Source organism: Aeromicrobium ginsengisoli (assembly GCF_004134905.2).
Classification (GTDB): Bacteria; Actinomycetota; Actinomycetes; order Propionibacteriales; family Nocardioidaceae; genus Aeromicrobium; species Aeromicrobium ginsengisoli.
This window is the reverse complement of the sequence record NZ_SDPQ02000002.1, coordinates 757591-778587: the sequence shown is the minus strand read 5'-3', so window position 1 is coordinate 778587 and position 20997 is coordinate 757591. Positions and strand designations below refer to the sequence as shown.

The 20997-nt window shown below is 65.8% G+C and carries 16 protein-coding genes; 9 read left to right on the top strand and 7 right to left on the bottom strand.

What is annotated here, in order from left to right:
- The first annotated feature begins 77 nt into the window (after positions 1 to 77).
- Positions 78 to 1085 (top strand): AraC family transcriptional regulator, encoded by a 1008-nt coding sequence (locus ESP70_RS10665; protein WP_149689244.1) that lies wholly within the window; start codon positions 78 to 80, stop codon positions 1083 to 1085.
- 9 nt (positions 1086 to 1094) lie between these two features.
- Here the strand turns inward: ESP70_RS10665 and ESP70_RS10660 are convergent, their stop codons facing one another.
- Positions 1095 to 1919, bottom strand: coding sequence for an aldo/keto reductase (locus ESP70_RS10660; RefSeq protein WP_149689243.1), 825 nt, complete (start codon positions 1917 to 1919; stop codon positions 1095 to 1097).
- A 205-nt stretch (positions 1920 to 2124) separates the two neighbouring features.
- On the opposite strand from ESP70_RS10660, the gene ESP70_RS10655 reads away from it, so the two are divergent.
- Genes ESP70_RS10655 through ESP70_RS10640 form a run of 4 tightly spaced genes read left to right on the top strand, consistent with a single transcriptional unit; the run spans position 2125 to position 6419 of the window.
- Positions 2125 to 3009: an SDR family NAD(P)-dependent oxidoreductase gene (locus tag ESP70_RS10655; protein ID WP_149689242.1), complete on the top strand. Its 885-nt coding sequence runs from the start codon at positions 2125 to 2127 to the stop codon at positions 3007 to 3009.
- Positions 3006 to 4475, top strand: coding sequence for an amidase (locus ESP70_RS10650; protein WP_149689241.1), 1470 nt, complete (start codon positions 3006 to 3008; stop codon positions 4473 to 4475). Before ESP70_RS10655 ends, ESP70_RS10650 begins: the two co-directional genes overlap by 4 nt.
- On the top strand, positions 4472 to 5143 hold the full coding sequence (locus ESP70_RS10645; protein WP_188110586.1) for a winged helix-turn-helix transcriptional regulator: 672 nt from the start codon (positions 4472 to 4474) through the stop codon (positions 5141 to 5143). Before ESP70_RS10650 ends, ESP70_RS10645 begins: the two co-directional genes overlap by 4 nt.
- A 34-nt stretch (positions 5144 to 5177) precedes the next feature.
- Positions 5178 to 6419: an NADH:flavin oxidoreductase/NADH oxidase family protein gene (locus ESP70_RS10640; RefSeq protein WP_149689239.1), complete on the top strand. Its 1242-nt coding sequence runs from the start codon at positions 5178 to 5180 to the stop codon at positions 6417 to 6419.
- A gap of 31 nt (positions 6420 to 6450) precedes the next feature.
- Here ESP70_RS10640 and ESP70_RS10635 read toward each other — a convergent pair whose 3' ends face one another.
- The 4 genes from ESP70_RS10635 to ESP70_RS10620 form a co-directional block, all read right to left on the bottom strand.
- A complete protein-coding gene (locus tag ESP70_RS10635; RefSeq protein WP_149689238.1) occupies positions 6451 to 7329 on the bottom strand; it encodes an alpha/beta fold hydrolase in 879 nt (292 codons plus the stop codon).
- 14 nt (positions 7330 to 7343) lie between these two features.
- Positions 7344 to 8057 (bottom strand): SDR family oxidoreductase, encoded by a 714-nt coding sequence (locus ESP70_RS10630; protein ID WP_149689237.1) that lies wholly within the window; start codon positions 8055 to 8057, stop codon positions 7344 to 7346.
- Between the two features lie 14 nt (positions 8058 to 8071).
- A complete protein-coding gene (locus tag ESP70_RS10625; RefSeq protein ID WP_149689236.1) occupies positions 8072 to 8785 on the bottom strand; it encodes an SDR family oxidoreductase in 714 nt (237 codons plus the stop codon).
- Between the two features lie 192 nt (positions 8786 to 8977).
- On the bottom strand, positions 8978 to 10030 hold the full coding sequence (locus ESP70_RS10620; RefSeq protein ID WP_149689235.1) for an NADP-dependent oxidoreductase: 1053 nt from the start codon (positions 10028 to 10030) through the stop codon (positions 8978 to 8980).
- 93 nt (positions 10031 to 10123) lie between these two features.
- Here ESP70_RS10620 and ESP70_RS10615 point away from each other — a divergent pair, with 93 nt between their 5' ends.
- The 4 genes from ESP70_RS10615 to mobF all read left to right on the top strand — a co-directional run bounded on the left by ESP70_RS10615 (position 10124) and on the right by mobF (position 19649).
- Positions 10124 to 10717 carry a TetR/AcrR family transcriptional regulator gene (locus ESP70_RS10615; protein WP_149689234.1) on the top strand — a complete coding sequence of 198 codons (594 nt, stop codon included), beginning with the start codon at positions 10124 to 10126 and terminating at the stop codon, positions 10715 to 10717.
- Between the two features lie 123 nt (positions 10718 to 10840).
- Positions 10841 to 11050: a hypothetical protein gene (locus ESP70_RS10610; RefSeq protein WP_149689233.1), complete on the top strand. Its 210-nt coding sequence runs from the start codon at positions 10841 to 10843 to the stop codon at positions 11048 to 11050.
- Positions 11051 to 11211: 161 nt separating this feature from the next.
- A complete protein-coding gene (locus tag ESP70_RS10605; protein WP_149689232.1) occupies positions 11212 to 13530 on the top strand; it encodes a LuxR C-terminal-related transcriptional regulator in 2319 nt (772 codons plus the stop codon).
- Positions 13531 to 14012: 482 nt separating this feature from the next.
- Complete coding sequence (gene mobF / locus ESP70_RS10600; protein ID WP_149689231.1) at positions 14013 to 19649, top strand: MobF family relaxase; 5637 nt, start codon at positions 14013 to 14015, stop codon at positions 19647 to 19649.
- A 119-nt stretch (positions 19650 to 19768) separates the two neighbouring features.
- Here mobF and ESP70_RS10595 read toward each other — a convergent pair whose 3' ends face one another.
- A complete protein-coding gene (locus ESP70_RS10595) occupies positions 19769 to 20071 on the bottom strand; it encodes a hypothetical protein (protein WP_149689230.1) in 303 nt (100 codons plus the stop codon).
- 36 nt (positions 20072 to 20107) lie between these two features.
- Positions 20108 to 20545: a hypothetical protein gene (locus tag ESP70_RS10590; RefSeq protein WP_149689229.1), complete on the bottom strand. Its 438-nt coding sequence runs from the start codon at positions 20543 to 20545 to the stop codon at positions 20108 to 20110.
- Positions 20546 to 20997 lie beyond the last annotated feature (452 nt).

Genomic DNA, 20997 nt, shown 5'->3' with positions numbered 1-20997 from the left:
ACTTCCACCACGAACATTGACACCCCACCCTCGGCAAAAACTTGCCTTTTGACGACCAATAGTTGACACTTCACGACATGGCCAATCTCATCCGCGGCGGTTCCCTGCTGAACTACGCCGAGCTGGTCACGGAGCTGGGCGGCGATCCGGAGCCCCTGCTCCGTGCGCAGGGGATCGACCCCGGGGTCACGACGGACGCGGACAAGTTCATCCGCTACACGGCGCATGCGGCCGCGGTGGGCGCAGCCGCCCGGGCTCTGGACTGCCCCGACTTCGGCATGCGTCTCGCACGGGTGCAGGGAATCGAGATCCTCGGTCCGGTCTCGGTCATCATCCGCAACTCCGAGACCGTCGCAGACGCGGTGGAGGGTGGCACCCGCTTCCTCTACTACTGCAGTCCGGCAGAAGTGACGCAATTGGTGCGCGGGAGATGGACGTCGGCCTTGACTCTCGAGGTCGCCCTGAGGCCCTTTCCGGACCGCGAGCACGCGATCGAGAAGGGGCTCGCCATCTCGATGGACATGTTCCGACTGCTGCTCGGCGACGACTTCGTCCCTGAACGCGTCACCATGACCCACCAGCAGATGTCGGCCTCTGAGGTGTATGAGGAGATGTTTGGTTGCGTGGTCGAGTTCGGCAGCGACACGAACTCGATCCACGTGTCGAATCAGCATCTGGCCAAACCGGTCCTCGGGCGAGACGCGGCGGCGCTGACCCTTGCGCAGGACTACCTCTCCCAGATTCGGCCCGACCTCGCGGTGGCCGACAACATTCGCGACCTCACCCACCGGCTCTTGACCGTGGGTGACGCCTCGTTGAACTCGGTGGCGCGGGCGATGAGCCTCCACCCCCGGGTCGTGCAACGACGGCTCGCCGAGTGCGGGACAAACTTCGAGGACATCCTCGACGACCTCAGGCGCACCATGGCCTGGCAGCTCTCCGCGACCGGCATGCAGGCATCCCAGATCGCCACAATGCTGGGATATTCGGAGCAGAGCAGCTTCACCCGGGCCTGCCGGCGCTGGTACGACGAATCACCTCGCCAGCTCCTGACGCGGCGTCGCCTGACCGGCACCGGCTCGTAGTCCGAGACCTCAGCTGGTCTGATCAGGATCCGGACCCAGACGGCGATCGGCGTTCAGGCCACTGACACTCGCCATGTCGTGGGCGGTGAGCTCGAAATCGAAGACGGCCAGGTTCTCCTCGACCCGGCTGCGGGTCACCGACTTCGGGAACACGATGTCGCCGCGCTGCAGATGCCAGCGCAGGACGACCTGCGCCGGCGTCTTGTCGATCGCCGCGGCGATCTCCGCGATGACCGGGTTGTCGAGAACCAACCCTTGGGCGATCGGCGACCACGCCTGTGTCGCGATGCCATGCTCAGCATCGACGGTTCGCAACTCGTCCTGGCTCATGTAGGGGTGGATCTCGATCTGGTTCACAGCCGGAACGACGTCCGCCTCATCCAGCAGCCGGCGGAGATGATGCTCATGAAAGTTCGAGACTCCGATGGCCCTGGCCCGGCCCGACGCGTAGATCTCTTCTAGGGCGTTCCACGTGTCGACGTAGTCCACGTCGATCCACGGCATCGGCCAGTGGATCAGGAAGAGGTCCAGGTAGTCGAAGCCGAGCTCGTCGAGTGACCGGTCGAACGCCTTGAGGGCGTCGTCGGGTGCGTGGACATCGTTGTCGAGCTTGCTGGTCACGAAGACGTCCTCGCGGGCCAGGCCTGACGCCTTCACTGCTTCTCCGACGCCACGCTCGTTGCCGTACATCTGAGCGGTGTCGATATGCCGATAGCCCACATCGAGGGCCGTGAGTGTCGCTTCCTTGGTCGCTTCGGGATCCACCTGGAAGACCCCGAATCCAAGTTGTGGGATCTCGACTCCGTTGTTGAGCACGACAGCGGGAACGGACATGACAGCTCCTGATTCGTACGAAGCAGACGCCCGGCTGGGCGCAGCCCTTCTGACGGTATGCCGGGGCGATCCGACTCGATACGGGCCGCCGACCACGATCCGATGCCGGCCATTGTGGCCGGCCACAACGACCCTGCGCTGACGTGAGTTTCTGCCAACTATCGACGCCTATACATTTCGTATAGTTTGCTCTATGGTCTCCGGCATGAGACTCACGCCACCTCGTCGCCGCACCTACCCGCTCGCCGACAAGGTCGTCTTCATCACCGGTGCCGGTCGCGGCCTTGGAGCAGCGACTGCAACGGTCCTCGCCAAGCGCGGCGCATACGTCGTCATCGCCGACCGTCACCTGTCATCGGCGAAGCGGACTGCGGCGGCCCTGCCCGACGGCCGCGGCCTGGCCGTCGAATGCGACGTGACTGACCTCGGGTCCGTGCGCGCGGCTGTCAACACAACCCGCGAGCAGCGGGGTCGAATCGACGTCGTGATCGCCAATGCGGGGATCCTCGGCGTTGGCGGCACACTTCGCGCGTCCCGACCCGAGAACACCGCAGCCGTCATGGCGGTCAACGTGGACGGTGTGACCAACACCGTCGCGGCGACGATCGAAGACGTCATTGCCAACCGGGGCCAGATGGTCATCATCAGCTCCGTGTTCGCCTACATCAACGGCGCCGGCGCCATCCCCTACGCCATGAGCAAGGCGGCCGTCGAGCAGCTGGGACGGGGGCTCAACACCGAGCTCGCCATGCATGGAGTGTCCGTCATGACGGCGTACTTCTCCCTCATCGAGACCGACATGATTCGCGACGGGGTTGACGCCGATCCTCACCTCCACGCGCTGTTGTCGGCGAGCCCCAAATTCATGCTGAAGCGGATTCAGCCCGAACGCGCCGCAGGGGCCATCGTCCGCGGCATTGAGGACCGGCGCCGCACCCTCACGGTTCCAGGACGATGGCGGCCGGTGTCGGCGCTGAGAGGGATCGCAGCCCCCATTCTCGACGCCAAGTACCTGACCGACGAATCAGTGCAGGATGCCCTCGTCGATCTCGAGACGAGCGGGATCGCGCGATCGTCGGTGACCCGATGAGCGCCGAAGATCTGGCCTTCGCGCCTGCCCACCAGCTGGTCTCGTCCCTTGCTCTGGGCGAGGTGACAAGTCGTGAGCTCGTCGACATCTACCTCGAGCGAATCGGGCGCCTCGACGGCCCGCTGAACTCGATCATCACGCTGGATCCTGAGCGGGCACGCACCGAGGCAGATGCCGCTGATGAGCGCCGGGCTGCCGGCGAGGAGCTCGGTCCGCTCCACGGGCTGCCCATCACCACGAAGGACAGCTACGAGACCAAGGGCATGCGGTCATCGTGCGGCCGCACTGACCTCGCCGACCACGTCCCCACACAGGACGCTGAAGCAGTCGCGCGTCTACGTAGGGCTGGTGCGATCGTCATGGGCAAGACGAACATGCCGCCAGGCAACCAGGACGTACAGGCCGACAACCCCCTGTTCGGACCCACCAACAACCCGTGGAACCTGGGCCGTACGTCCGGCGGCTCAGCTGGCGGCGGCGCGGTCGCGACCGTTGCCGGGCTGACGGGCTTCGACTTCGGCTCCGAGATCGGCGGCTCGACCCGCATACCGTCCCACTTCGTCGGGCTGTACGGACACAAGGCCACGTACCGATCGATCCCCCTGGTCGGGCACCTCGTGCCGGGACCCGGTGTGAAGCGCTGGTCCGAGCCGGACCTCGCCTGCGCCGGCGCGCAGGTCCGCGACGCGCGTGATCTCGTCCCGATCCTCCGCGCGACGACTGGCCCCATGGAACGCGACGGCGGCTTCCACTACGAGCTCGCCGAACCCCGGGCGACCGCGCTGAAGGACTTCCGGGTGGCAGTCTGGTTCGACGACCCGGACTGCCCCGTCGACGGCGAGGTCAAAGCCGCGATGTTCCGGTCGGTCGACGCTCTCGAACGAGCCGGCGCGACCGTCGACGTACACCCATCGACCATCCCGGTGACGATCGGCGAATCGCACTCGGTCTTCCAACCCTTGCTGTTCTCCCAGCTCAGCATCGACCGCAGCGGCATGACTCCAGGCTTCGGCGCCACCATGTTGGCGCGGATCGCACAGAATCCACGCAGTGACGCGGCCCGGGCGTTTCGGGGCACCTTCATGTCTCACCATGCGTGGATGGAGGCGGATGCGCTGCGTCAGGAGATCCGCGAGCGTTGGACTCGGTTCTTCGATGCCTATGACATCGTGCTGATGCCGGTCTCCCCCACCGCTGCACCTCCGCATCACGGCAAGCTGCTGGACAAGTTCGGGCGCAGATTCGAGGTCGACGGCCAGCGGCGACCGTACTGGGACCAGGTCAAGTGGTGCGGTGTGGCCAACGTCGCCGGCACACCCGCCACCACCATTCCTGCCGGTCTCGGATCCCGATCTGGACTCCCGATCGGCGTCCAGGCAATGGGACCAGCCGGCGGCGACCTCACGACGATCGAGTTCGCCGCGCTGCTCGGTGCCGAGCTCGGCGGATTCAGGCGTCCGGCGTGACCGCGAGGTCGGGCGCCGACGGGCGCCGACTCTATGGGCAGGGTTGCCCACTGGCGTGCGCACTCGACGTTCTCGGAGAGCGCTGGACCCTGCTCGTCATTCGCGAGCTGCTGCTGGGACCCAAACGGTTCACCGAGCTCGGCACCGCGCTTCCCGCCGCAGGTCCGAATCGCCTCACCACGCGGCTTCGACGCCTCCAGGAGGCTGGCGTCGCCGAGAAGACCCCGGCGGGCGCCTACGCCCTGACGGCATACGGTGAGGGGCTCCGCGAGCCCGTCATCGGCCTGGGCCTGTGGGGACTCGGGCTGATGCCCGACATCCATACCGTGGAGGCCCGGCCCGACATGGTCGCGCTGGTGATGTCGGGCGCCATCTCGCCCACACTGCTCAGCGACCTCGAGGTCGACGTCGAGGTGACGACCCCTGAGGTCTTCACGATGTCGGTACGCGATGGCCGCATGGTCGTCCGCTCCGGCCCGAGCGGGAGTCCCGCGACGTCGCGGCTGCGGTGCATATCGACCGAGTTCATCGATCTAAGCCTCGGCGCGATGACCCTGAGCGACAAGCTCCGATCAGGCGACGTGCAGATCGACGGCGACGTAGATCGCGTGAGCCGCCTCTTCGACCACTTCGCTGTCACCGCGCACGAGCACCTGTCACACGCCTGATCCCATTTCAGCCAACCCTTCATAAGGACTTCCCATGCCATCGCTTCACGATCCACTGACGCTCCCCAACGGTCAGGTCCTGCCCAACCGCATCATGAAGTCAGCCTTGAGCGAGGCGCTCAGCGACCGGAACAACTCGCCCGACCACCGCCTGCCGCAGCTGTATCGACGTTGGAGTGGCGGCGGATACGGCCTGATCATCACCGGAAACATCATGATCGACCGTCGTCAGCTCGGCGAGCCAGACAACGTCGTGATCGAGGACGAACGCGACCTCGACGCCCTGTCCCGCTGGGCCAAGACCACCCAGGACGCCGGCGTGCCCATTTGGGCGCAGCTCAACCACCCGGGTCGCCAGTCGAGCCTGATGGCACTGCGGCACACTCCAGTCGCCCCGAGCCCTGTCCCACTGAACTTGCCCGGCGCCACGACCCCTCGAGAGCTGACCAGCGAGGAAATCGAAGAGATCATCGATCGCTTCGCGACGGCAGCAGCCGTGTGCGAGACCGCGGGGTTCGACGGCGTGCAGGTGCATGGCGCCCACGGTTACCTCCTCAACCAGTTCCTGTCGCCACTGTCGAACCTGCGAACCGACGAGTGGGGGGGTGATCCTGAGCGTCGCATGCGATTCCCGCTCGAGGTCGTACGCCGTATCCGCTCGCGGGTCTCACCTGGCTTCGCGGTCGCCATCAAGCTCAACTCGGCCGACTTCCAACGCGGCGGATTCACCGAGGACGAGTCGCGTGGCGTGCTCGCAGCGCTGGCTGGCGAGGGCCTCGACATGATTGAGATCAGCGGAGGCAGCTACGAGTCTCCGGCGATGATGGGTTCGGCTGCCGCATCGACGCGGGCGCGGGAAGCGTACTTCCTCGAGTACGCCCGCACAGTGCGAGAGGTCGTCGGCAACGTGCCGCTTGCCGTGACTGGCGGGTTCAGGTCGCGTATCGGAATGGGGTCTGCAGTCGCGGAGGGCGAGTGCGACGTGGTTGGTGTCGGACGACCCACTGTGGTCACGACTGACTCAGCGGACGTGATCCTGTCCGGTCGTGCGGAGACCATCGAGGCTCATCAGATGAAGTTCGGCATGCGTGCTGCACTGGGACGGGTCGCCGACCTCAAGCAGCTGGATGGGATCCTGGACCTGAGCTGGCACACCGACCAGCTGCACCGCCTCGGCGCCGGCCTCGAACCCGATCCGAATCGCGGGCGCATGGCCACCGTCGTCGCCATGGTTCGTCGTAACGGCCGCGTTGCCTTCCGTCGCAGCCGCGGCTGAGAGCCTCACGGATCGGTCAGCGCGCCCGGCGTCAGCGCTCTGCGCCCGCCAGGAAGTCGCGGAGGATTGTGGTGGTCTCGTCCGGCATCTCGTCGACGAAGAAGTGACCACTGGGCAGACTTGCGGTTTGCATGTTGGTCAGACGAGCTGACCAGATCTCCTCCATGTCGAACAGCCGGGCGATGCCGCGCTCTCCCCAGACCACGAGCGCCGGACAGTCGACCGTGCGGTGCAGGTCGGCCTCGTCCAGTCGTACGTCCACCTCGGCCGTCGCGCGATAGTCGGCGCAGCCTGCAAAGATCGACTCGCGCTGCCGCCATGTGCGCCGGTAGGCGTCGAGCTGCTCGGGGTCGAAGTCTGAGAGACGCATGGCTCCCCAACCGACAAGACATTCTTCGAAGAAGTGGTCGGGGTCGGCGGCGATGATCTCCTCCGGGAACGGAGCGGGCTGTTGCAGGAAGTACCAGTGCCAGTAGGCGCGTGCCGTCATGGCGTCGACACGGTCGAACATGTCGTATGTAGGCACGATGTCCAGGAGCGCCAGCGAGCGCACTGCGCTCGGGTGATCCAATGCCATTCGATGGGCCGTGCGCGCCCCACGGTCGTGGCCGATGACGTGGAAGCGGTCGAAGCCAAGGGCATGCATGACGTCCACCTGGTCCTGCGCCATGCTACGGAAGCTGTAGTTGGCCAGATCCGGGCCCTGCGCGGGTTTGTCCGAGTCGCCGTAGCCGCGAAGGTCGGTGCACACGACGGTGTGGTCGGCGGCGAGCGCCGGCGCGACCCGCGCCCACATCGCCAGGTTCTGCGGATAGCCGTGCAGCAAGAGCACGGGATCACCGCTACCGCCGATGACGGTGTTGATCCCGATCTCGCCATACACCGTCTGCTGAGTAAACGACGCGAACATGAGCGGTCAGGCCGTCACTCGGCGTGCGACCCGAAGATCGCGGCCCTCTCGTCCGCGCTCAGCGGGAAGGTGTGGCGCACCGCGCGGGTCAGCTCGTCCGGCAGCACCTCATCGTCGCCGGCCTCGAGCCCGTCGAGCACCTGCCGCACGACGTCGGCAGGATGACTCTTGGGAACGTCCGAGCCAGCAGTCAGGTCGGTGTCGATCTGCGCCGAGTACACGCCGAGCACCTGCACTCCGTGGGGCGCGAACTCAAGCCGAAGCGAGTCGGTGGCCGACCAGAGCGCCGCCTTGGACACCCCGTACGTGCGTGCCAATCCAATCCATGCCGAAACCGACACGATGTTCACGACCGCGCCCTGCCGGGCCTTCAGGCTCTCGGCGAAGGCGCGCGTCACCGCCAGCGTACCCATCAGGTTCGTCTCGATCTCCCGCCGCAAGGTAGCCGCACCCGGCTCGAGCACGGACGTCCAACTGGCGATCCCGGCGTTGTTCACGACCACGTCGACACCTTCGGCAACTGCGGCGGCGGCGCGGATCTGCTCCGCAACCGTGACGTCGAGCTGAAGAGGGATCACGCGGGGATCGTTCAAGTCGATCTTCAGCGGATCGCGCGCGGTCGCATAGACCCGGGACGCACCTCGCTCCAGCAGTTGGGCGACGAAGTGACTCCCCAACCCGCGGTTGGCACCGGTGACCAGGACGGAACTGCCCTCGATCGTGGTCATGGAGTCATCCTGCATCAGCTGTTGGCCGCGATGATGGCTTCGTAGCGCTCCCGGACCGGGAGGTGGAGGCCAGCGCGCACCTGACGCGCCGCCTCGTCGACGAGGATCTCGCTGTCTCCGGCCTCGAGGCCATCCAGCACCTGGAGGACGACATCGTCGACCGAAACCTTCGGTGCGTCGACTCCTGCGGTCATGTCCGTGTCGACATATCCCATGTAGACACCGACGACCTGGACGCCGCGGGGCGCGAGCTCGACTCGCATCGAGTCGGTCGCCGACCACAGCGCCGCCTTGGAGGCGCTGTAGCTGCCCCCGAGCGCGACCCAGGACATGACCGAGGCGACATTGACGACGGCACCGGAGCGCTCGACCACGCCATCCACGAACGCCGAAGTCACCGCCAGCGGGCCGAACAAATTGACCTCGAGCTCCTGCCGCAGGGTCGAGTCATCGGCACTGAGGATCTGAGCCACCAGTGAGATGCCGGCGTTGTTGATCACAATGCTGACGTCACCCGCGATCTCAGCCGCCTGCGCGACGGACTGGGCATCGGTCACATCGAGTTGGAGGGGCTCGACCCGCGGGTCCGTCACCGTGATCGACCGAGGGTTGCGAGCACCTGCATAGACCTTCGCGACGCCTCGGTCCAGAAGCTGGCGGACGAACTCTCGTCCCACGCCACGGTTGGCGCCGGTCACAAGGACGGTCTGATCGGTCAGGCTGGTCATGTCTTCTCCTGGTCGCACATCGGGTCCATAACAGTACGATCATACTACTACCGACCACACCCGGCGCGCGATGTCCGCCTCGACACATGCCGGCCAGCCGCCCCGTCCCGTTCGTCATCGGTCGACGTCCCCGCAGGTCCGCCGAACGCCACCACGAGCCCATTTTGGGGAGCCGAACCCCGGTTCACGCTGTCAGAGCCTGACGATCATCTTCCCCGTGTTCTCTCCGCGCATCATCGCGAAGTACGCGTCGAGTGTGTTCTCGAACCCTTCGACGGTGGTTTCCTGCGAACGGAGCTCGCCGGTGGCAAGCCAGCCGGCGGCTTCCTCGAGGAATCGAGGCTGGAGGTCCAGCTCTTCCGTGACCATGAAGGTCACAAGCTTGGAGCGGGTGACTGATAGGTTCCAGAGGTTGCGGGGCCCGGTGACCGGTTCATCGTTGTACTGGGAAACCATGCCGCTTAGGACCACACGGGCGTGGATGTTAAGCGCGCCGATCGCCGCTTCCAGAGCCTCCCCACCGACGTTGTCAAAGAAGACGTCGATGCCTTCTGGGGCAGCCTCCGCGAGCTGCTCGGCGATGGGGCGGGTCTTGTAGTTGAAGGCCGCGTCGAATCCAAACTGCTCGACGAGCTGTGCGACCTTCTCGTCGGAGCCGGCGCTACCGATGACCCGTCCGGCACCTTTGAGCTTAGCGATCTGACCAGCGACGCTTCCCACAGCGCCGGCGGCACCGGAGACGTAGACGGTTTCACCATCGGAGATCTCGGCGAACCGTTCGATGCCGATGTATGCGGTCACCCCGGTGACTCCGAGCACACCCAGGTAAGTCGACAGCGGGGCGAGAGTGGGGTCGACCTTGAACACAGCTGCGGCATCGAGGACGGCGTGCTCACGCCATCCGAGGCCATGGAACACGTGGTCGCCGGCCCGGAACCCATCAGCGCGGGAGGCGAGCACCCGACCAACAGCAGGCCCGTCCATCGCGGCCCCAACCTCGTAGGGGTCGATGTAGGACTTCTTCGCGCTCATCCGCCCCCGCATGTACGGGTCCACCGAGAGGAACTCATTCACGACCAGAATTTGCCCGTCCTCCAGATCCGCCAGCGGAACTTCCCTTATCGCGAAGTCAGAAGTCGTGGGCTGGCCGGTCGGGCGCTGCTCCAAGAACCACGCCCGGGTGGCTGCGGGAATGCTCGATGGGAGGTCGCCTGAGGAAGTGGTGAGTGCGGGCGTCGTGGTCATTGTCTGCTCCTGAAGAATCAATAGAAACTGATCGGTTTACTCAGCGTAAACCGATCAGTTTACATTTTTCAAGTCGACTCTTAGGATCGATACATGCCCGCAGTTGCCGCCGACGAGATCTCACCCACTCAAACGCGCCTTCTTGATGCCGCGGCCGAGTTGTTCTATACCGACGGCGTCAACGTCGGCGTCGACGCGTTGTGCCGAGCGGCAGGTGTGTCGAAGCGCTCGATGTACCAGTTCTTCGACAGCAAGGATGACCTCCTCGCTGCGAGTCTGGCTCGCGGCGTGCCTGGCTACCTCGCAACACTGTTCCCGAGGCCCGGCAGCGCTTTGACCCCTCGCGAGCGCGTCCTGTACGTCTTCGAACGCCTCGAACAAGTCATCGCGGACCCGTCGTTCCGAGGATGTCCTTACGTGTCGGCCGCGATGGAGGTCAAGTCGCCGGAACATCCAGCACGGCTCGTCGCCCGAGGCTTCCACAACACCCTCACCGAATACTTCCGCGCGGCGGTGACGGCGGGTTCCGCTACAGACCCCCACCTGTTGGCGAAGCAACTGACCATTGTGCACGACGGGGCCTCGGCTCGCGCGGTTGTTCAATCCGAAGCAACTCCAGGGCTGGCGCTCGCAACCGCGACGGCCCTCTTGGATCAAGCTCACATCGGTGCCTCAACCGGTAGGTAGGAGTCGTCACGCCTTCAACGCTGTGCCGACGGCGACAGAGGTTGCGGTCGTGCCATGGAGTACGTAGGTAACTCGGTAGTTCCCCGGTGCTGCGCCACTCGTCAGATCCATAGATTCGAGGACATGAGAAACATTGTCCATTCGGTCCCCGCCGATCCCACCAGCGTCGTGTGCCGCGCACTCTTCGAACTTGCACGCAAAGAGGACGATCTCGCTGCGGCCGAAGCGGCGAGAGTCCACTACTGGGAGCCGTACCCGCCCACGGTCCACGGCCACCGCGTGGCCGCCGACGCGCTCCGTGACTACGCCGACGCGCTCTCCCGCTCCGCTTAGTTCAGGGTTCTGAGAACAGTAGGCGCCTGCGGCGCTGGCTCGACCGGCGACTGGCCGGACTTTGGTACCGGCCTCGCGGAGCGTTCAGCCTCGATGAGCGTCGAGCGGGACATCGCTCTCATGCCGGGGCGCTGAGGCCCCAGCAGGCCTACGCTGTTGGCATGGGACTCGCAGTGCGGGACTCGAGCCGGATGATCCCAGCAGAGGTCACGGAGTTCGTCGGAAGGAGACGTGACCTCGGCGAAGTGCGCCGGATGCTGTCGGCCTCACGCCTGGTGATGCTGACCGGGTTCGGCGGCATCGGCAAGACGCGGCTCGCCGTGCAGCTGGCTCGCCAGTTGGAGCGCGCCTACCCCGATGGCGTGTGCTTCGTGAGCCTCGGCGACCTCTCCGACGCCTCGCTCATTGCCGAAGCCACTGCCTCCGCCCTCCAGATCCATGACCATGCCGGGCCGATCAGCGTCCCCGAGCTGGCCGGGTTCCTCCGCCCACGCGAGCTGTTGCTGGTGCTCGACAACTGCGAGCACGTGATCGATGACTGCGCCAGCCTCGTCGCGATTCTCCTGCGCTCATGCCCACGGCTCCACGTCCTGGCCACGAGCAGAGAGGCATTGCGGGTCGATGGGGAGTTCGTATGGCGCGTCGAGCCCCTCATGGTCCCCCCCTCAGGAGCCGAGGGGGTGGGAGTCGCGCAGGAGTACGACGCCGTGCGCCTCCTTGCGGACCGCGCGACGCGACTCGCTCCCGAGTTCGAGGTCTCGGAGCACAACATCGCCGCGATCATCGAGGTATGCCGGGTGCTCGATGGCGTACCTCTTGCCCTGGAGCTCGCCGCGGTAAGGCTCCGAGCGCTTTCCCCGGACGACCTGCTCGAACAGTTGCAGGACCGGTGGCAGGCCTTGGACGTCGGCACTCGCGGCGCACCAGCCCGGCAAAGCGCGATGTCGGCCTGCCTGGCGTGGAGCCACGACCTGTGCTCCGCCGAAGAGCGTCAGCTCTGGGCGCTGCTGTCGGTGTTCGCCGGTGGCATGGAGATGCCGGCCATTCGGTACGTCGCCGCTCGCGCCGATCCAGACCTTGCCGAGGCGGTCGTCGAGCACGTCCAGTCGCTGGTGGACAAGTCAATCCTCACGGTCGAGAACAGCGAGCGACACGCGCGCTACCGGATGATCGAGGTGATCAGGCAGTTCGGTTCCGCGCAGCTGACCGAGTCCGGCCGACTGGCCGAAACCCAGCTCTGGCACCGCGACTGGTGCGCTGACCTTCTGGCAACCAGCGAGGACGACTGGATGAGCTCGCGTCAGGCCCTCGTGGTCGACCAGCTCAGGCGCGAGGAGCAGAACCTCCGCGAGGCCCTGACGACCTGCTGGCGACAAGCCGACGAAGCCGAGACCGGCCTCGAAATGGCGGCGCGCTTGAGGAACTTCGCGATTATTCGCGGCACATTCACCGAGATGCGCGGGTGGCTCCACCGCTTCCTGCCTATGGCGCCGCAGGGAGGCATGACCCGGATGCACGGTCTCTGCGCCGCGGTCTGGCTGGCAGCCTTGCAGGGCGACCATGCCGAGGCCGCAGAAGGGGTGAGGGAGGCTCGTCAGCTCGCGCAGGCGCTCGATCCCGCCAGCACGTGGCTCGTGACCCAGGCCGAAGGCCTTCACGTCACATTCCTTGGCGACTTCGAGCGCTCTGTCACCCTGTACGTCGAAGCACTGGACGGACTGGAACAAAGCTGCGAGCGCGAGCGGGCGGAGACCCTGGCCTTGCTCGGCCAGAGCTATGGATTGGGCGGACAACTCGAACAAGCGACAGTGACCTTGGAGGAGTGCCTAGCCCTCTGCTCCCGGACCGGCGAGTCGTGGTGCCGCTCGTACGGGCTGTGGTTCGCCGGCTTGGTCGCTTGGCAGCGGGGGGACGACCCAGAAGCTGTCCGGTTGGTACGCGAAGCCCTCGAGGTCAATCGACTCATCGACGACCGACTTCTGTCCGCTCTCTGCTTCGAAGCCCTCGCGTGGTGCCAGGCCGGCATTTCACCCTCGGCAGCAGCCACCCTGCTCGGTGCAGCCGACGCGCTGTGGGACTTGATGGGCAGCTCGATCGGAGCCTCTCCCGGGCTATCGTCGCTCCACAAAGCATGCGAAGCCTCCTTGCGCCAGACGCTGAGTGACGGTTTCGGGGACCTGCGCCAGGTGGGGGCGGCGCTCGGCCCCCTGGCGGCGGCCGACTACGCCCTCGGCAAGACCCGTCCACGTTCCGATGCGCCGACGAGCAAGAACGAGATGGCGTCGACCCCCACCCTTCTGACCAGACGCGAGCACGAGGTAGCTCAACTCGTTACGCAGGGAATGAGTAACCGCGAGATCGCCAGCACGCTGTTCATCTCCCCCCGCACCGCAGAGACGCATGTGGAGAACATCCTCCTCAAGCTCGGTTTCCACTCGCGGGCGCAGATCGCTGCCTGGTTCAGCACTCGCTTGGCGTAGTACGTCGCCCGGCCCCAGGCCGGACACCCCATCTACCGCACTGGCGGTGAGCTCGGGAATTGACCCGGAGTAGGCCGAACGTCGCTTCGTGAGGCCCCGGATTCATCCGAATGCTGCCGGCTTTCACGTCGGCGTCGTCGACGGCTTCCTGAGCGTGCACATCGCCGGTGGCACCTGCCTACCGATCCGATTCGCTCCCGCGACCGTACCCGACCTGCTGTCCGAACAAGGCGGCATCCACATCGTCGGATTCAACGCGATGCTCGACGCCGTCTTCCACAGCCCGACTACGACCCGAGCCTGCACCCGAACAGGTTGCTATCGAATTCACACTGCTGGTCTCAAAGCCCGCACAAAGTCACAGACGTTCCCGCTGAGAAATCCGGCCAACCAACTTCCACACACCTGGTGCATTTCCGGTAGTTGAATCCTGAACCACTGGCCTCTCGATGGAGGTTTGACGGCCTTGTAGTTACGTGACGATGTCGCTGCACAAGCTGACGGCCGGGTCTGGGTACGACTACCTGACCCGGCAGGTGGCTGCGCAGGACTCGACGGAGAAGGGTCACACGTCGCTGGCGGCGTATTACACCGAGAAGGGCGAGACCCCCGGCGTGTGGGTGGGTTCTGGCCTGGTGGGGATCGAGGGGATCGACGCTGGAGACGTCGTCACGGCCGAGCAGATGCAGGCGTTGTTCGCGTACGGGTTCCACCCGTTGTCGGACCAACGGCTGAGCCAGCTCGAGGCGGGCGCGAGCGAGGCAGAAGTCAAGCGGGCGCAACGACTGGGCACCCCGTTCAAGGTGTTCAACGCCGACGTTTCGTCGTACCGGGTCGAGGTCGCTAGAAGGGTCGAGGATCTCAATGTCACGGCTGGTCTTCCACGCGATGCCGCCGTCAGCGTCGAGGATCGAGCCAAGGTCCGCACGGAGGTGGCGAGAGAATTCTTCAGGGACGAGTACGGCCGTGAACCGGACGGCGCTCGTGAACTCTCCGCCACGGTGGCCAAGCACACCCGGCCCAAGACGACCGCTGTGGCCGGCTATGACCTGACGTTCTCGCCGGTCAAGAGTGTGTCGACCCTGTGGGCAGTTGCCGACCCGGACACAGCAGCGAGGATCGAACTGGCACACCAAGCAGCGGTCAATGACGCGTTGAGGTTCTTGGAAACGCACGCTCTGTTCACGCGCGAAGGCACGAACGGTGCCCGGCAGGTCGACGTCACCGGGTTGGTAGCGACTGCATTTACTCACCGTGATTCGCGCGCCGGTGACCCCGATCTGCACACACACCTGGCCATAGCCAACAAAGTGCAGACGCTGGGCGGCAAGTGGTTGGCGATCGACGGGCGGGTGCTGTTCAAGGCCAAGGTGACCGCATCGGAAACGTACAACACGGCTCTGGAACGTCACCTCAGCGCATCGCTGGGCGTGAGGTTCTCCGAGCGGGCTGGCACCCACGTGCGCAAACGTCCGGTGCGCGAGATCCGCGGCGTCGATCCCGCCTTGAACCAGTTGTGGTCGTCGCGGCGGGCCAGCATCGAGGTCCGTCGAACAGAGCTGGCCACGGACTTTCAGGACCGGCAGGGGCGCCCGCCCAGCCCGGTTGAAGCGATCGGACTGGCACAGCAAGCCACGCTCGAAACCCGCCAGGCCAAGCATGAACCGAGGTCCCTGGAGGAACAACGGCAGGTGTGGCGTGACCAGGCGGACGACGCTCTTGGCGGCGCCGCTGCGGTCGACAGCATGGTCCGCGGCGCGCTGTCGCGGCGAGAGCCGGCAGGCGTTCGCCCGACGGCTGACTGGATCGCGGAAACCGGTGGCGAGGTGGTTCGACAGGTCGAGCAGCGACGCTCGACCTGGCAGGTGTGGCACGTACGCGCCGAAGCGCAACGACAGGTGCGCGGCGCCGACGTCGCAGCCGATCAAGTCGAGGGGATCGTGGACCTTCTAGTCGATGCAGCAATGGAGCGCTCAGTCTTGCTGGCCACGGATCGAGACGCGCTCGTCGATCCCGAATCGTTGCGCCGTGTCGACGGCTCGAGCGTCTACCACCTCGCCGGCAGCGATTTGTTTACCAGCGCCTCGGTGCTTGATGCGGAGCAGCGAATCGTGGCCGACGCCGGCCGATTCGATGGCCGCCGAATCACTCCGGAGGCAGTCGAGGTTGCTCTGGTGGAAGGCGGCGCTAACGGCACCGAACTCAACCCCGGCCAGGCCGCACTGGTCCGCGGTATGGCTACCAGTGGCGCGCGGATACAACTGGGGATCGCGGCCGCCGGCACGGGCAAGACCACCGCGATGAGCGTGCTCACCCGCGCATGGGAAACTTCCGGCGGCAACGTCGTGGGACTGGCCCCATCGGCGGCCGCGGCATCGGCGCTGCGGGATCAGACTGGCGCGACCACCGACACGTTGGCCAAGCTCATCCACGCCATTGGACACGGCGACATGGCGCAGCTCCCGGGCCGGATTGACGCAGGCACGATGGTGTTGATCGACGAGGCCGGGATGGCCGACACCCTCACGCTGGACGCTGCCATCCGATTCATTCTGGAGCGCGGCGCATCGATGCGCTTGATCGGCGACGACCAGCAGCTTGCTGCCATTGGCGCCGGCGGCGTGCTGCGGGACATCGACGCCCAGCACGGTTCGCTCCGACTGAGTGAGCTGATGCGATTCGCCGATCCTGCCGAGGGTGCCGCGACACTGGCGATGCGCCAAGGACTTTCCGAATCCATCGGCTTCTACCTCGACAACGAGCGTGTCGACGTGGGAGACCTGGCGACCCTGATCGACGGCGTGTTCGACGGCTGGAGGTGCGACCGGGAGGTTGGTCGCGATTCGATCATGCTGGCACCGACCCGCGATCTGGTGCAGGAACTCAATGCCCGGGCCCGGACTGCCCGGCTGGCCGGCGCGACAGACATTGGACCTGCGGTGCGGTTGGCGGACGGCAACGCAGCGTCAGCCGGTGACGTGGTGATCACTCGCAACAACGACCGGAAGCTGCGGGTCTCGGCGACCGACTGGGTCAAGAATGGAGACCGTTGGCACGTGGTCTCCGTCGAGAACGGGTGCCTCAACGTGCGACGCGCCGACAGTGGTCTTCGGGTGACGCTGCCCGCGTCGTACGTGGCCGAACACACCGAACTGGGTTACGCCTCGACCGTGCACACCGCGCAAGGAGTCTCCGTCGACACCATGCACGGTTTGGCCACGGGCGGTGAGACCAGGCAGCAGCTTTACACGATGATGACTCGCGGTCGGTACGCCAACCACGTCTATTTGGTGACCGCCAGCGACGGCGACCCGCACAACCTGATCCGACCCGAAACGATCCGTCCGCAGACCGCGACCGACATCCTCGAGGACATCCTTGCCCGGGACGGTTCCCCGATGTCGGCCACCACGATGGCCCGCGAGGCCGCCTCACCGGCCACCAAGTTGACCCAAGCGGCCACCCGCTACCTCGACTCCCTCTACCAGGGGGCAGAAGAGGTGATCGGCGCCGACCGGGTCACGTTGCTCGAGCAGACCGCCGAAACTCTCGTGCCCGGTATCAGCGACGAACCCGCTTGGCCAGCACTGCGCTCCCACCTCATCCTCGTCCAAGCCCAAGGACACGACGCCGGCCGAGACCTCGCCGCCGCAGTCGCTGAGCGGGACCTCGACGGCGTCCAGGACCGTGCCGCGATCTTGGACTGGAGGCTCGACCCCACCGGCCTGCGCGGCGCCCAATCCGGTCCCCTGCCGTGGATGCCAGCAGTCCCAGAGTCGCTGCTCAACGATCCGAACTGGGGTCCGAATCTGACCCAGCGGGCTGCCCAAGTCGAGGACCTGGCTACCGAGGTGCGGGCAACCATCGCGACTGCCGATACCCCCGCCTGGGCGCGCCAGGGCGGTGCCCGGCCAGCCGAGGACGTGCTGGCGGACGTCGCCATGTGGCGAGCGGCCATCGGCGTCGACTCGACCGATCGGCGCCCGACCGGCGCCCCCCAGATACAAAAGGCACCCGCTGTCTATCAGCGTCGTCTTGAGGAGCGCGTGAACGCCGGCAAGGCTCCGGCGCTGTCCGAATGGGGTCCGATCATCGACAAGCTGCACCCACGCAGGGACTCCTTCACCCCCCTGTTGGCCGAACGGCTGGCGGCGATCAGCCGGTCCGGCGTCGACGCAGCCAGCCTGTTCCGCACCGCCGCCGGCGAGGGGCCTTTGCCGGACGATCACGTCGCCGCTGCGATGTGGTGGCGCATCAGCCGCCACCTCTCCCCCACCGTGGCCACCGAGGCCACCGGGCACGACGGACACGTCACGGCCAACTGGTCAGACCTGCTCATCGACACCCTCGGCACCGAAGGTGCCTGCCGCGTCACCGGCAGCCCGTGGTGGCCCACCCTTGTGGCGTCGATCGAGCACGCCACCGGGCGTGGCTGGGCCGTGTCGGACCTGTTGGACGTCGCGGCCACCGCGGACGTCGACAATGTCGACCTCGCCCAGGCAATGGTGTGGCGGATCGCGATCGTCACCGACCCTCCCCCCGAAGACGACCCGTACGAGTACGACGCTCCGCCCGAGGACCTCGACGAGGCGCTCACATTCGACCCGTTCGCCGAACAATCGCCGCAGCTGGATGATCCCGACGACCTGGCGCGTGTGGCGTTCGACCGCGACCTCCTAGACCCTCTGGAGCCCAGCGACGCGGACATTGCGCGCATGCTCGAGCGCAGCTACCAGTGGGACCACTCCCCCACCAGCGGCGACCGCATCCTGCAGATCAACGACCTGACAGCCTCCTACTACGAGGGCAAGTTCGACGGGTCCTGGGCTCAGGCCCACCTGCAGCAGCGTCTCGGCCAAGACCTCACCGGCGACGATCGGTTCCGGCCCGGCTACGCCCCGGCCGGGTGGACCAATCTGGTCGACCACCTGCGTCGCCACGGCATCACCGACAACGAGATGCTGGCCGCCGGCGTCGCCACAACAGCATCAACCGGGCGGCTGATCGACCGGTTCCGTGACCGAGCCACGATCCCTGTCATCAGCAACGGGAACGTCCTCGGGTTCGTCGGCCGCCGTCACCCCGACGCCACCGACGACTCCAAAGCCGGCCCGAAGTACCTCAACACCAGCGAGACAATCGTCTTCCACAAGGGCTCCCAGCTGTACGGGTTGGCCGACAAGCATATGGCCCATGGGTCCATCCCCGTCCTCGTCGAAGGACCCATCGACGCCATCGCCGTCACCGTCGCATCCGCCGGCGCATTCCTCGGCGTCGCACCGCTCGGCACATCCTTGACACACGAACAAGCCGCCCAACTAGCGCGGTTCGGCGCCGACCCCATCGTGGCAACCGACGGCGACCTCGCCGGACTCATGGCAGCAGAACGCGACTACTGGCTCATCACCCCCCACCTCATCGAGCCCCGCTTCGCACAATTCAAACCCGGCGAAGACCCAGCCAGCCTCGTCGAGGAAGCGGGCCCAGCGGCACTCCTCCTTCCGCTGCAGCAAGCCGACGCGCTAGCGAACGCTCTTGTCGACGAGCGGATCGCCAACGGCTCGACTGTCAGTGACCAGGTTGCTGAAACTGCCACTGTTGTCGCGGCGCAACCTGCCCACCGGTGGGCCGGCTCGATTGCCACGGCGGCCGAGCGGATCGGCGTCGAGCCAAGAGATCTCCAGCGGGCAGTCGCCGAAGCAGCAAAGGGTTTCAACGGCGATCGGCGACGGTTCAGCAACGACCAACTCGCCCATACCTCCCAGGTGCGCGCCCGAATCGAGCAAGCCACCGACGTCTCACCGGCAGTCAGGTGGGCCAAGTTGGCCAGGCGCTTGGACCCCCGACTAGTCAGCCAACGCGACTGGCCAGCGACAGCAGCCATGCTCCAACAAGTCCACGACGCCGGCCACAACGTTCCCGAACTCACCTGCCAACTCGTGGACCACACACCGCTGGACGAATCCCCAGCCCAGGACCTGCGATACCGACTAGTGGGTTACCTGCCTGACGAGGACGCGTCGGCTCCGTCAGCCAGAATTGCCGACAGTCGGAGGGCCGAGCAGCAGCGCTCGCACATCTTGCCGTCAAAGCGACCTGACGTAGGTCCTCGGCGGTAGGTCGCTGGCGGCGGAATGACGCAGCTCTCCGTCGTCCCAGTGCTAGCCAAGGCGGCGACATGACGCTATCGACGTCAGTCAGCTATGCCTCGAGCAAGTGCTGCGACGCAGCAGGGCGTCTAGGCAACGTCGTACTTGCGTGCCAACGCTCGAATCGTCTCGCACGGCTGGCCCTGGCCGCACACCACGCAAGCGGGTGGGTGCCCGTCGGGGCGAACCCCAGCCGCGCTCCAATGTGCCCGCACCGTTTTACGGTCTTCGGCGATCTCCGCCTGTCGCGCTTCGATCTCGGATTGGCTTGGCACGGCCGCACCTGGAGCAACCACGGGCGCGAGTTCAGCGCCTGTCGTGTCTAGCATCTCGCTGAGCGCGTCAAATACCCGCTCTTCCAACCCGCGGGTGTCGTGCTCGTACTCTGTCATTGCTAGAACCTATCTCTTGAAGCGTCGATCTCTCGTTCAGTCACGAATCGGGAGGAACGCTCCTTGTTCCTTCGAGAACACGAAGGCGTGCTCGGTGCCCGCGTTCACTGTGACGTTGCTATGCGTGCCGCCCCCGATCTTGTTCAGGGATCCGTCCTCGCCCAGTAGAAGAACATCAGGGCCAGTCGTGAGCAACGTGCCCGCGAAGCACGTGACCATCCCAGGAATGTCCTGAGGGTCAACGGTCATCAGTCCCGCGACAAGCAGGAGCCCATCGTTGCGGTGGACGTCGCCGCCGAAGCTACCGTGGATCGTGAGTGTCGCGCCCTCGCCAATCATCACGACACCAGTGAGATGTCCTTGGACGACCAGGGCGAGACCTGGTCGCACGGTCGCACCTCCAGTCACGGAACCCTGGATCGTTTCGTCTTGGTCGAACTCGACATGGTCCGTGAACTCGCCCTGCAGCGTCATAATCCTCACCCCTCTGGCTCGCTTACTAGCCAACCTAGCTCGGCAACTGACCCGCAGCTGCGGTCCGTAGGCGTGCAACGGGGAAGACGGAAACAAACCCACTCGCAGTCGTGAACGAGAAGACAGTCCCGCACGGGGTGGAATGATGCGGGCGGAGCCGCACGAAATCGTCAAGTTCACCCGACCCGTTATGCGGCCGGCCGGCGATTGCCCAGACGCGACTTTTTAGTGGTTAAAACAGCGATCTCACGAGCTGCTCCAGGCACACAACTGAAAACGTCAGGACCGCGAGACTTCGAACCAATCGCGCAACCTCGTCGACCACCAACTTGCACCGCCGCATGGCTCTACGAATTCGTCCGTCAAAGGGCGTGGACGGTGAGCGGCACTCGCCGATACGCGCTCCTAGTGCTGCGCGAGACTGATTTCGTCGAAGACCGTCCACCTAGCAA